This window comes from Pseudarthrobacter sp. WHRI 8279, from assembly GCF_040224115.2.
GTDB lineage: Bacteria > Actinomycetota > Actinomycetes > Actinomycetales > Micrococcaceae > Arthrobacter.
This window is the reverse complement of the sequence record NZ_CP168162.1, coordinates 4,177,514-4,189,053: the sequence shown is the minus strand read 5'-3', so window position 1 is coordinate 4,189,053 and position 11,540 is coordinate 4,177,514. Positions and strand designations below refer to the sequence as shown.

Here is an 11,540-nt window from a genome sequence, read left to right as displayed (position 1 = left end):
TCGCTAGGCTGGGATTCACAGCTTGCGCACAGGAACGCCAAAGCGGGGCTTTAGCCAACGATCGGAGAGTTGTCCCATGGCCACCTCGCACTCCATGACCAACAACCTCCCCAAGCTCACCCACCCGGACGGCTCCCCCATCAGGGCGCTGGTGGTGGATGACGAGCCCAGCCTTTCCGAGCTTATGAGCATGGGCCTGCGCATGGCCGGCTGGTCCGTGGCGATCGCCGCCGACGGTCCGGAAGCCGTGAAGGTGGCCAGGGACTTCCGCCCTGACGTGCTGGTCCTGGATGTCATGATCCCCGGTTTCGACGGCGTCGAGGTACTGACGCGGATCCGCGCTTACGCTCCTGAGGTTCCCGCACTGTTCCTCACCGCCAAGGATGCGGTTCAGGACAGGATCGTTGGCCTCGCAGCCGGCGGTGACGACTATGTCACCAAGCCATTCAGCATGGAAGAGGTCCTGCTCCGCCTACACCGCCTGGTCCAGCGGTCCGGTGTGGCCGCCATGGACACCGCTGAGCTGGTTGTTGGAGACCTGGTCCTCAACGTGGACACCCGTGAGGTGACCCGTGCGGGTGAGGAGCTCCAGTTGACGGCAACCCAGTTCGAGCTGCTCCGATACCTCATGGAAAACCCCAAGCGCGTCATCAGCAAAGCGCAGATCCTGGACCGGGTCTGGAACTACGACTTCGGCGGCCAGGCCAACATCGTGGAGCTCTACATCTCCTACCTCCGCAAGAAAGTGGATGCCATCCACCCGCCCATGATCCATACCGTGCGGGGCGCCGGGTACGTCATCAAGCCGGCGGAGTAGGAGCGCCATGGCGTCCCCGCACCCCACGGCGGCACCGCAGCCGCGGAACTGGCTGAAGCCCGGCACGTGGCACCTGCGGACCCGGCTGATCCTCCTGGCCATGACACTGCTGATTGCCATCTGCGGTGCCGTGGGCGTGGCGAGTTACGCCTCGATGGACGCGTTCCTTACCCGGCAACTGGACGAACAGCTGGGCCAGGCCGCAGACCGTTCCAACGATCCAGGACGCCCTCCCTCCGGCGGCTTCAATGGCAGGGACCCCCTGGACTCCCGCGGCCAAAGCGTGGGAACCCTCAATGCGCGCCTCCTCAATGGGCAGGTCAGCATCGGAGGCTTTCTCACCTCGGACACAACGCGGTCGCCGTTGTCCTCGGACGACAAACAGGTCCTGCTTGCCCTCACCCCAGACGCGCAACCCGTGGACAGGGCACTCTCCAACGGCGGCTACCGGCTGGTGGCTGTGCAGACCAACTTCGGCGACGTCCTGGTAACAGGACTTCCCCTGGCCGGAAAGGAGAGCACGCTGGCGTCCCTGGTGTGGACGTTCGTCTTCGTCTCCCTGGGTGGCCTGCTCCTGATAGGGCTGGTGGGAAGTGTCCTGATCCGCCGCACCATGAAGCCCCTCGAGCAGCTTTCCGAGGTTGCCACCCGTGTTTCCAGGCTGCCCCTGGATGCCGGCGAGGTGGCACTTGCGGTGCGCGTGCCGCCGTCGAACTCCAATCCCGGTACGGAGGTTGGCAGCGTGGGCCACGCCCTGAACCTCATGCTGGACAACGTGGCCCACGCGCTGCAGGCGCGGCAGAAGAGTGAAACCAAGGTCCGGCAGTTTGTGGCCGACGCTTCCCATGAGCTCCGCACGCCCCTGACCGCCATCCGCGGGTACACCGAACTGATGCGGATGACGGAAAACTTCACTCCGGACGGGGAGAAGTCGCTGGCGAGGGTTCAAAGCCAGTCCCAGCGGATGACCGCGCTGGTGGAGGACCTGCTGCTGCTGGCGCGCCTTGATGAGGGCCAGCCCTTGAAGCTTAGCGAGGTGGACCTGAACCAGCTGGTGGTGGAAGGCGTCAGTGACGAAAAGGTCATGGCGCCCGGCCATACCTGGCGGCTGGATCTTCCAGACGAACCCGTTGTGGTGAACGGCGACCCGTCCCAGCTGCGGCAGGTGCTGATGAACCTGCTGTCCAACGCCCGCAAGCACACACCGCCGGGAACCACGGTGGTCACCGGGGTTGGGAAGACGGCAGAGGGCGCTGCGGTGGTGACGGTAACGGACGACGGCGGCGGCATTCCGCCCGAGTTCCTGGACCAGGTTTTCGCGCGGTTCGCCCGCGCAGACGCGGCCCGGGCAGGCAATGCCAGCGGACCGGGCGCACCCGCCGCTGAAGGAACCAGCGGTCTGGGCCTCTCAATCGTCGAATCCATCGTCGAGGCCCACGGGGGTAAGGTCACGGTGACATCACAACCGGGACGCACGCAGTTTGCCTTGCAACTCCCCCTGCCTGCGATAGCGGCGCAAGGCGGCGCGCCGTCCTCGTGATCCCTGTTACCAAAATGTGACTTAAGACCTGAACTCCTGTACCGTCGATTGGGTGCGGTTCCCGTTCGGGCCGCATATCCGGATGACGCCAAGCTCTGCCGCTTCCCGGATTCCGCTTGAGCATAGGCAGAGGCGGGGGACCCAGAAGTCCCGGGCACACAATTGCCCTTGGGGTTAAGCCACTACGTGATTTTTCCGTACGGCCGGATGCCCTCATCCGAACCCGACAGCTAACTCCGCAGGTGTGAGAGGCGATCCATCATGTCTAAGTTCCTTACTAAAGCACGCCCGAAACCAGGCCACGACGCCGGTGCCCCGCGCACGTCAGGCAAAATTCCGTCCTTTGGCCAGCGCGCCGCCATCCTCGCGACGTCCTGCGCGCTCCTTGTAGGCGTTGGAGCAGCAGGCCAGGCCACCGACACCGCAGTGCAGGTGGCAGCTACGGAGACGCAGGCCGCTGAGGCCCAGTCGAAGCTGAGCATCGAGAAGAGCGAGATCCAGGAAAACCCTGCTCCGGCGCCTGCAGCAGAGCCCATTAACGTTGTCCCGCAGGCCGCCGAGCCGGCGCCGGCTCCCGCCGCTGAGCCCGCACCGGCACCTGCACCTGCACCGGAGCCTGAGCCCGCGCCGGCACCTGCCCCCGCTCCCGAGCCGGCCCCGGTCGTCGCAGTCAACGACCCCGCGGGCGCACAGGCCTACGCTGCCGGCCAGTTGGCCTCCTACGGCTGGGCACCGGACCAGATGCAGTGCTTGCAGACCCTGTGGACCAAGGAATCAGACTGGACCACCACGGCCACCAACCCGAGCAGCGGCGCCTACGGCATTGTGCAGTCCCTGCCGGCCGAGAAGATGGCCAGCGCCGGCGCCGACTACCTCACCAATTACCGTACGCAAATCAACTGGGGCCTGAACTACATCCAGGAGCGCTACCAGTCCCCGTGTGGAGCACTGAACTTCCACTACGCCAACAACTGGTACTAAACAGAAGCGGCTTCGCCTTGGCGGTCCGGTACGTCCCTGCCGGGGATGTACTGGACCGCCCAGCGGTTACCGTCAGGGTCGGCGAAGTACACAAAGTGGCCCCAGTCCTGCACGTCCACATCGCTGACGTCCACCCCGTTGGCCTTGAGCTGACGGTGGGCGGCCTGGATGTCAGAGACCACAAGCTGCAGGTTGGAGCCGGTACCGGGGGGAGCATCCGTGAGGCCTTCCCCGATGCAGATGGAGCAGGCTGAGCCCGGCGGCGTCAGTTGCACGAACCTGATGGAGTCGCTGGGCCGTTCGTCGAAATCGGCGTTGAAGCCCACCTTGTTGACGTAAAAGTCTTTGGCCCGGTCCACATCGGATACGGGGACAAAAACGAGTTCCAGTTTCCAGTCCATGCGCTCAGGCTAGGCCTTGCGCAGGAAGCGGGAAAGGCTTGAGTCCTAGCCGGCGATGCCGTACAGGCGGTCGCCTGCGTCGCCCAGGCCCGGGACAATGTAGGACTTCTCGTTGAGCTTCTCATCGATGGAAGCCAGGACGATGGTGACGTTTGCGCCGGAGAGTTCTTCCTCCAGCTTGGCCAGGCCCTCCGGCGCGGCGAGCAGGCAGATGCAGGTGACATCAGAAGCGCCGCGCTTGAACAGGAACTTGATGGCCTCGCGCAGTGTTCCGCCGGTGGCAAGCATGGGATCCAGCACGAAGATCTGCCGGTCGGTGAGATCCTCGGGCAGGCGCTCGGCGTAGGTGATGATGTCCAGCGTTTCCTCGTCGCGGGCCATGCCCAGGAAGCCCACTTCAGCCGTGGGGACCAGTTTGGTCATGCCCTCGAGCATTCCCAGGCCAGCACGGAGGATGGGTACCACCAGCGGAGTGGGTTTGGTGAACGCCGTGCCCACGGTTGTGCTGACGGGGGTTTCGATGGTCACGGGCTCGGTGCGGACTTCCCGCGTGGCCTCGTAGGCCAGGAGGGTCACCAGTTCCTCCGTCAGCTGCCGGAAGACCGGGGACGGAGTGTTCTTGTCCCGCAGGACGGTGAGCTTATGGGCGACCAGCGGGTGGTCCACAACGAGAGTGCGCATGGGTCAAAACTATCACCCGGCTGCCGGGCCGCTCCCCTGCCGTCCGCCGCCCGTGCCGGACTGCGAAGCGTCGTCGTCGGCCCTTTGTGGGGCAGCGCCGGCGTCCTCCTCCGGGGCGGTACGTTCTGCGTCCCCGGTGTGGTCCTCGCGCAGGACGGGATGCTCGAAGGTGGGTGCAGGGCCTGCGTGCTCACGCCGCCGCATCAGGTGGAACAGCCTGTGGGCCAGGATCACGATTCCTACCCACGCCAGCCCCAGGAACCAGCCCGCCATGACGTCGGTCATCCAGTGGTGTCCCAGGAAGACCCGGCTCAGGCCCATGGCAATGATGAAGAGTGTGCCCACCGTGATGGCTGCGATCCGCGCCCAGAGTACTTGGAACTGCAGGCACATGAGGTAGATCAGGACCCCTATCACCACCGTGGTGTTCAGGGTGTGCCCGCTGGGGAAGGACGGCGACGTCTCGAACGGCGGGACGGCCTCGGAGTGGTCCGGACGTGTCCTGCCTACCAGCCGCTTGCCCCAGGTAGTGGCCAGGGTGGAAACAAGGGCCGCTCCGCCCACCAGGACAATGGGCCGCCATGTCCTGTTCAGGAAGGTCAGCCAGGCGGTGAGGATGCTCGCCAGGATGGGCATGCCGATCCCGCCGCCCACATTGGTGAAACCTGTGGCGAAGGCGTCCACCTCCGGGTTCCGCAACGACTGCGAATATTCCAGTGCAGGAATATCAAGGCTCGCCAGGCCTTCCTCGTCTACGACGTCCGAGTAGACCTCGGCTCCCAGGAGTGCCAGGGCGATCACCAGCGTTCCGCCGATGATCATGGTCAGCCACAAGGCGGCGTACGGCTTGATCCACTTGTCCACGCGGTCTCGGACTGTGCTCACTGTGCCTCCCGGCGGATGTGCGTCACGGGCTCTGGGTATCCTTCGAAACTATCATTGAGCCATGGTCTCCGCAGATAAGAAACACCACGCGTGGATGGGCCTTGCCCTCGCCGAGGCCCGTCGCGCCCTCGACACGGAGGACGTACCCATCGGGGCCGTGGTCATCGGGCCCGACGGCGCCGTGCTGGGTTCCGGGCGGAACCAGCGGGAAGAGCTTGGAGACCCGACCGCCCACGCCGAGGTAGTGGCCATCCGTGAGGCGGCGGAACGGCTGCGCAAGCTTTCCATGCTCGACGGCGGCAGCGGAGACGGCTGGCGGCTCGCCGACTGCACGCTGGTGGTCACCCTTGAACCCTGCGCCATGTGCGCCGGAGCGATTGTATTGGCACGAATCCCCCGGGTGGTCTTTGGTGCCTGGGACGAGAAAGCAGGGGCTGCGGGGTCTGTTTTCGATGTGCTCCGCGAGAGGCGCCTGAACCACTGGGTTGAGGTGTATCCGGGCGTGCGCGAAGCCGAGTCCGCCGCCCTGCTGCGTGAGTTCTTCGCAGGGCACCGCTCGCGGCTCTGATTCAGCGGGCTGGGCAGTCAGCGGGGTGGGCAGTTAGTGAGCCTTCCTAATGGCGGCCAGCACGCAGGCCGCTGGCTGGTCCCAGCCCGGCAGCCTGCTCCGCGCATCCAGCGCCCGGGCCCGCCAGGCATCCCTGGTTCCGGGGTCTTCCAGCCAGCGCCGCAGGGCCTGGGCGAGCTGGGCGGGGTTCGCAGGATCATCATCCGACGGAAAGGCAACCTTCGCTCCCGGATGCGTGCCGCCGTCGTCGTCCTCCCCCGCTGTTCCCAGGCGCAAGGCCTCAACGGCACCGGTCCCGTCGCGCACCACCACGGGAATCCCGTGCGCCAGTGATTCGGTGACCACCATGCCGAAAGCCTCGGCACGGGACACCAGGAGGCTGAGGTCCGCCCGACGCCATTCGTTCTCCAGTGCCTCGCCAGTCAGCTCGCCGGTGAACAGAATCCGTCCGTGCAGCCCGTGCATGTTCACTGCCGCCCGAACTCCTTGCGCGTAATCCCCGTCTGCCTTGTCTGATCCGACAAATGATGCGGTCCAGTCAAGGTCCTGAAGCATTGCCAGGGCGGACACCGTCAGCAGCTGGTCCTTGTTGGGCAGCAGCGCGGCCACCGTAAGCAGGTGGGGCGGAGTGGATCCGAGGGCCAACGGCGCCGGGTCCGTCCCGGGAAGGGCGACCTCCAGTCCATGAAGTCCGTGACGTTCTTCCAGAACTTTGCGGGCCCAAGTGCTGGTGCACACGACCCCGGTTGCAGCCCGGAGGGACCGTGCTTCACGCTCGTGATGTGCCGGGGCGGGCATATGTACCAACACCCATGTTTTGCGTCCGGCCTTGGCCGCGAATTCCATTTCATCCGGCGCGCCCATGGCGATGAGCCCGTCCACAAGGGTTACTGCGTCTTCTGGTTCCGCTTCACCTGCCTGGTCCCACGCCCCCAGGAGGCTGCCCAGCCTGCGTCGGGCGTGGGCACCGGCATAGGGCCAGGAGCCGTCGACGGGGAGCACGTCGACGGCGGCTCCCAGCGTTTTCAGCCCCTGCACCAGCCGGGCGTTGTAGATGTTCCCACCGGAATGATGGTGGATGTTGCCGGGAACCAGCAGCCGGATGCTGTCCATGGGATCAGGCGGCTGAAAGGTCCAGCGTGTAGGTGGCCCAGGCGTCCGGGTTTTCGCGTAAGGTGACGTCGATCCCGGTGAGCTGGCCGCCGTCGGGATCATCCTTCAGCTTTTCAGCAACAGACTGCGCGATGTATTCCGCAAGCGCCTCCGTGGTGCTGAGCTTCCCGGCGAAATCCGGGTGCTCGTCCAGGTTCCGGTAGTTCAGGCCTGCCAGCACCTCCTCGATCATGGTGCCCCCAGCACCGATGTCCAGGACGATCGCGTCCTCGTTGAGCGTCCGACGGCGGAAGGACACCTCGGCGACGAAGGTTGCCCCATGCAGGGCCTGGGCGGGCCCGAAGGCCTCGCGCGGGAGGCTGTGGGCGATCATGAAGTGGCGCCGTACGGTCAGGCTGAACATGGACTACCTCTGGTTTTCTCGGTTAGGGTGCTGGGAATCTTCGTTGCCCGGGTACTCAATGACGTGGCATAGAGCTTCGAGGTTGCCGTGGGCCAGGTCCTGCACAACGCCAGGCAGCTCAGCGAACGGGGAAGTACCCGTCAGGAAGGCATCGAATACCGGATCCTTGAGCAGCGATACTGCGAGGTTCAGGCGGTCCGCGTTGGTCCTGCGGTGCCGGCGCGCTCGTGCCACCACTCCCACCTGGCTTGCCCTGATGGACAGGCGCCGGGCGTGGAAGTCCTCACCCAGCGGCACGGTTACCTGGCGGTTCGCGTACCAGGACATTTCGATGACGTCCCCTTCGTCGCCCGCAAGCTGCAGGCTGCGCTCCAAGCCTTCCTGGGAGGCGGAGCAGTGGAACACGATGTCGCAGTCGGCGAGGGCTTCATCCGGGTGGGCGAAGTCTATTCCAAGGGTGTCCGCCAGTTGCTTCCGGCCCGGGTCCAGGTCCACAAGCTGCAGGCGTTCCAGCGGAAAGGTCCGGAGCAGGGTGGCCACCATGCCGCCCACGAGGCCTGCGCCCACAACCGCAACCCGGTCACCGAGCCTCGGGCCAGCCTCCCACAGCGCATTGACCGCGGTTTCCACGGTTCCGGTCAGCACTGCCCGGCGGGACGGGACGTCGTCGGGAATTTTCGTGAGTGAACTGATGGACGCGACGTAGCGGTCCTGGTGGGGGTTGAGGCAGAACACGCGCTGCCCCGGCCATCCCTCCGGACCGTCCTCGACTACGCCCACGGACAGGTAGCCGAACTTCACCGGCCCCGGGAATTCGCCTTCCTGGTGGGGTGCCCGCATCTCGTCGGCTACCCGGGGCGGGACGGCGCCGGCATGGACCACCATCTCGGTGCCTTTGCTGATGCCGGAATAGAGGGTGCGCACCAGGGCTTCGCCTGGGCCGGGGGCGGAAAGGTCCTCGGTACGGAGTTCGCCGTGTTCCTTGGCCGTCGTCCAGTAGGCGGTTGCGTGCGTGGGACTGGTTTGATTAGTCATCTTGCTGATGAATCTAGCCCGCCCGGCGTGGACCGCAAAAGTTGGCCGTTGCCTTGTTCGGGTTCCTGGGCTTTGGGGCTGTGCTTGGACCGCCTCCCCAACCGGTGTGTCTTGGGCCGTCTCCCCGACACTGGGCTATTGACCCGCCTGGCTGCCCCCACCGTGGCATCGCTGGATCACAAGCTGCCTTGTGCGGCGCTTTGTCAGCAAGGAATTCAGGTAAGTGCCGGATTGCGGTCCGTTATCGGGTCCCAGTCATTCATGGGGTCCCAGTTCAGAGGGTATTGGGGCAGGACGGGCGGCAGGGCGTAGAAGTCGTCCCAGAGGGGGTCGTCCACGGGTATGTCGTCCAGGTCTATGAGGCCGTCATCTTCAGGTTCCTCCGGTGGAGGTTCCGGGTATGGGAGGTCTCCGGCAGGGCAGGCACACGCGCCGGGCATGGGCGGGTAGGGCAGCATGCCGGGGACTTGCCCGTTGTGATGCTCCCCCGGTTCCAGCCGCGCCGGCATGGGCGGCATGGCAGATTCGGGCCATTGGGGTGGTTCCCAGTCCTGGTGTTCGCTTTTGTAGTTCCGGCCGGTGGGTGAGGTCCAGCCGGGTGGTTCGGTTTTGGTGGCTGGTGTTGGTGTCCAGCCGGTGGTGTGGCGGAGTTTGTGGTGTTTCGGGCAGGGCTGTCCGAGGTTGCTGATCCCGGTGGTCCCGCCGTGCTGCCAGGCCAGAAGGTGGTCTGCCTCGTTATCCAGGGAGTTGTTGCTGCAGCCGGGGAAGGGGCATTTGCCGTCCCGCAGCCGCAGCCAGTTCCGCATCGCCTTGGTAACCCGGTAGCTGGTCCGCCCGATCTCCAGCGGCGCACCATCCCTAGGGTCGACAAGGACCCGGTGGAACGAATCAGCACCGTTCGCAACCAGGTCCCTCGCCATCGACGGCGGGATCGGCCCGAAGCCGTCCAGCACGGCCGGCTCGTCGGTCAGGCCCATCAGGGCGACTACCGGGACCATGACGAGCACCTGCGCCCGGACCGCCGACGACAGCCCGGCGGGATCCATCCCGGCACCCGCCCCGTCGTTGGTACCCAACCCGTCGCCGTTGCCTGTACTCACCCATTCGCTGTTGCCTGTATGAAGGCGGGAGCTGTCTCCATTACCGCGGCTGGTGCCGCTGGTGAGGATGGCTTCGGCGAAGTCGTCTGCCCGGATCTGGGTGAGGGTGCGGGGCTCGTCGGGTCCTTGTGCGGCCCGGGCGAGGGCGTTGAGCCGGTTCCAGCCCGCCATCGCCTGGTGGGCGGGGAGGTAGGCCGAAAGCCAGGCCATGCCGTCCTGGTCCGGCCTGCACTCCACCCGCCGGTCCGCCACACCCTTGGCGTGGCGCTTCTCGATCGATTCCGGGTGGTGGCGTTCGCGCCAGGTCCTGGCCTTGGCCCTGAACCGGTACGCCGGCATCTCCCCGATCGTTGCCGCTCCGGGCGGTCTGGGTGTGTCCGGGTCCAGGAAGTGGGCCTCCAGGGCCGCGGCGCCGGCCGGGTCAAGGGTGGCAGCCTCCTCTGCCATCCCCCGGGCATGCGCCCAGGAAATCGAGCCGCCCTGCAACGCTACGAGTGTCCGGGGCAGGGACGTGGTCAGGGCGTGGGACTCGGCCAACAAGGCACCCGCGGCCCGGTCACCGATCACCAGCGCACACCCGGCCTCGGCCACCAGGCTCCGCTCCTGTGCCGCGGCCTCATGCGGCGAGGACGGCAGACCGTTCAACAGGCCCGTGGCGGCAGCGAGCACCTGAACCGCCTGCGCCTTCAACGCCGCCAGCTTCGCCTCGGACCGGGCCACCCCGGCAAGAACATCCAACGCCCCATCAGCAACCCGCTGCAACGGATCATCAGCGGCGCCATCACCAGCCCCGCCAGCGCCGGCATCAGGCTCTGCGGCGCCACGACCGGAAACAGCCGTGCCGGAAACAGCCGTGCCGGAAACAGCAGTACCGCCGCCCGCGAGCACCGCCGCAAAAGCAGCCACCGAAGCGTCAACCGCCGCCTCAGCCTCCACCACCGCCGAATTACCTTCCATGAATCCATCCTCATGGCAGGGTCTGACATTTAAGGGGCTCAGTGGACCCCTGCTAAAAAGAATTTTGAAAATCTTTTCAGGCCCTCACGGGTGGCCAGCGGGAGCCCCTTCCACCAATCCCGTTTTGGGGATGCGCGCCTTGCTCCGGTACCCTATTGAGGTTGGTGACGTGTCCGAGCGGCCGAAGGTGCAACACTCGAAATGTTGTTTGGTGTAAAAGCCAACGTGGGTTCAAATCCCACCGTCACCGCCACGTAGCGAGGCCCTGCTTTCCTGAGAACTGAGGAAGGCAGGGCCTTTTGCTTTGCGCTCAACGGGATGCACTGGCCACGGGCGCTGCCGTTCACGTGCCCACCAGCGCCGGTGGACTCCGCAGCGGGGGCAGGTATGTTTTACCGCATAGACGTCGCAGGGGGATGCCGATGAGTACCAACACGACCGCAAGGAACTACTGGCTGGCCTTGGCCGGCACGTATGGGCTGACACTGAGCGTTGCAGCAATGGCAGATTGGCCCTGGCCCCTCCTCATGGGCGGAGCCTTCATCCTCTTCGTCGTCCTCCACAGTTACCGGTACCGCCAAGTCGGCCGGAAGATCCAAGGCACGCTTGCCACGGCCAGCCCCGGTGTTGGTGTGGCAGGAAGCATTCTCGGAGCCGGGGCACTGCTTGTCCGGGGCACGCCGGTTGCCATTTGGGCCGGGCCACTCTTGGGGGTCATCGCTTTCCTGGGAATGTTCCTGTACCTCCAGCGGTTCGGTCGCTTCTACAGCCAAACGGGCACATCGGCCGACTGACCAGTTCACCCCATCCAACACCCGCGGCACCGACGCCGGACCCCTCATAAAAGTCACGGGCACTTCCCTGGCGTTGGGCGACTGGGGTGCTGCGGACCCGACGGTCATCACCGGGCCGCTGCCCGCCGTCGTCGAATGGCTGCGGGCCCGGCTTTCTGCTGTCTTAGTGCCCGCCGTCCGGGGGCACTTTGGGCACGGCGCACGACGACGGCCGCTATTTTCCCGGCGTGTCCGCGCCAAAGTGCCCGGGGACTGCAGGGCTGGA

General features: G+C 65.8%; 12 protein-coding genes, 1 tRNA gene and 1 riboswitch. Of the genes, 6 read left to right on the top strand and 7 right to left on the bottom strand.

The window, feature by feature from the left end; translation table 11 throughout:
• The first annotated feature begins 76 nt into the window (after positions 1–76).
• The 3 genes from ABRP28_RS19270 (at position 77) to ABRP28_RS19260 (ending at position 3,338) form a co-directional block, all read left to right on the top strand.
• Complete coding sequence (locus ABRP28_RS19270; protein ID WP_350000672.1) at positions 77–817, top strand: response regulator transcription factor; 741 nt, start codon at positions 77–79, stop codon at positions 815–817.
• Positions 818–824: 7 nt separating this feature from the next.
• Positions 825–2,357 (top strand): HAMP domain-containing sensor histidine kinase, encoded by a 1,533-nt coding sequence (locus ABRP28_RS19265; protein ID WP_350000674.1) that lies wholly within the window; start codon positions 825–827, stop codon positions 2,355–2,357.
• A 93-nt stretch (positions 2,358–2,450) separates the two neighbouring features.
• A riboswitch (cyclic di-AMP (ydaO/yuaA leader) is annotated at positions 2,451–2,613 on the top strand.
• Positions 2,614–2,618: 5 nt separating this feature from the next.
• Positions 2,619–3,338 (top strand): hypothetical protein, encoded by a 720-nt coding sequence (locus ABRP28_RS19260; protein WP_350000675.1) that lies wholly within the window; start codon positions 2,619–2,621, stop codon positions 3,336–3,338.
• On the opposite strand, the gene ABRP28_RS19255 is transcribed toward ABRP28_RS19260, so the two are convergent.
• The 3 genes from ABRP28_RS19255 to ABRP28_RS19245 are packed head-to-tail and all read right to left on the bottom strand — an operon-like array spanning position 3,335 to position 5,305.
• On the bottom strand, positions 3,335–3,739 hold the full coding sequence (locus ABRP28_RS19255) for a glyoxalase superfamily protein (RefSeq protein ID WP_350000677.1): 405 nt from the start codon (positions 3,737–3,739) through the stop codon (positions 3,335–3,337). The genes ABRP28_RS19260 and ABRP28_RS19255 overlap by 4 nt on opposite strands.
• Positions 3,740–3,784: 45 nt before the next feature.
• Entirely contained in the window at positions 3,785–4,420 is a 636-nt protein-coding gene (gene upp, locus ABRP28_RS19250) for a uracil phosphoribosyltransferase (protein WP_013599856.1), read from the bottom strand.
• Positions 4,421–4,432: 12 nt separating this feature from the next.
• Entirely contained in the window at positions 4,433–5,305 is an 873-nt protein-coding gene (locus ABRP28_RS19245) for a phosphatase PAP2 family protein (RefSeq protein WP_350000678.1), read from the bottom strand.
• A gap of 61 nt (positions 5,306–5,366) precedes the next feature.
• On the opposite strand from ABRP28_RS19245, the gene ABRP28_RS19240 reads away from it, so the two are divergent.
• Positions 5,367–5,873 (top strand): nucleoside deaminase, encoded by a 507-nt coding sequence (locus ABRP28_RS19240; protein WP_350000680.1) that lies wholly within the window; start codon positions 5,367–5,369, stop codon positions 5,871–5,873.
• Positions 5,874–5,906: 33 nt separating this feature from the next.
• Here ABRP28_RS19240 and ABRP28_RS19235 read toward each other — a convergent pair whose 3' ends face one another.
• The 4 genes from ABRP28_RS19235 to ABRP28_RS19220 form a co-directional block, all read right to left on the bottom strand.
• The gene (locus ABRP28_RS19235) at positions 5,907–6,986 is read right to left on the bottom strand and encodes a glycosyltransferase family 4 protein (RefSeq protein ID WP_350000682.1); all 1,080 of its coding nucleotides are present in this window, start codon (positions 6,984–6,986) and stop codon (positions 5,907–5,909) included.
• A gap of 4 nt (positions 6,987–6,990) precedes the next feature.
• Positions 6,991–7,389 carry a 6-carboxytetrahydropterin synthase gene (locus ABRP28_RS19230; protein ID WP_350000683.1) on the bottom strand — a complete coding sequence of 133 codons (399 nt, stop codon included), beginning with the start codon at positions 7,387–7,389 and terminating at the stop codon, positions 6,991–6,993.
• 3 nt (positions 7,390–7,392) lie between these two features.
• On the bottom strand, positions 7,393–8,424 hold the full coding sequence (locus tag ABRP28_RS19225; protein WP_350000685.1) for a dehydrogenase: 1,032 nt from the start codon (positions 8,422–8,424) through the stop codon (positions 7,393–7,395).
• A gap of 215 nt (positions 8,425–8,639) precedes the next feature.
• Entirely contained in the window at positions 8,640–10,481 is a 1,842-nt protein-coding gene (locus ABRP28_RS19220) for a DUF222 domain-containing protein (RefSeq protein ID WP_350000687.1), read from the bottom strand.
• A gap of 163 nt (positions 10,482–10,644) precedes the next feature.
• Between ABRP28_RS19220 and ABRP28_RS19215 the strand changes: the two genes are divergently transcribed.
• Together ABRP28_RS19215 and ABRP28_RS19210 are read left to right on the top strand one after the other, a co-directional pair.
• A tRNA-Ser gene (locus ABRP28_RS19215) sits at positions 10,645–10,734 on the top strand.
• Between the two features lie 169 nt (positions 10,735–10,903).
• The gene (locus tag ABRP28_RS19210; protein ID WP_350000688.1) at positions 10,904–11,275 is read left to right on the top strand and encodes a hypothetical protein; all 372 of its coding nucleotides are present in this window, start codon (positions 10,904–10,906) and stop codon (positions 11,273–11,275) included.
• The last annotated feature ends 265 nt before the right edge of the window (positions 11,276–11,540 follow it).